Origin of the sequence: Pseudomonas sp. SIMBA_068, from assembly GCF_046534705.1 — a bacterium.
GTDB lineage: Bacteria > Pseudomonadota > Gammaproteobacteria > Pseudomonadales > Pseudomonadaceae > Aquipseudomonas > Aquipseudomonas putida.
On the sequence record NZ_JAWRYI010001872.1, the window covers coordinates 1 to 229 of the forward strand.

At 46.3% G+C, this 229-nt stretch carries 1 pseudogene; it reads right to left on the reverse strand.

Annotation, left to right across the window (positions count from 1 at the left end):
* Positions 1 to 229, reverse strand: a pseudogene (locus tag SB756_RS36260) (oxidoreductase); the annotation flags it as partial.

Here is a 229-nt window from a genome sequence, read left to right on the forward strand (position 1 = left end):
GCTTCTTTGCTTTCTGCTCGTTTACTCAATTCATAGGCAACTAGACTTAATGTGACTGCTACGCCCAACGGGCCAAACACGAAAGGTCTGAAAACTGCATACACAAACGCCACTGTACCCACCCCAGACGCTAAAGCTGAATATTTATAATGCGAAGCAGCTGTAGTATCACCAGTGGCCAAAGTGCGTTTTCTCGCCAAAATCGCTTGAACCGTGTCAAAAACACCTG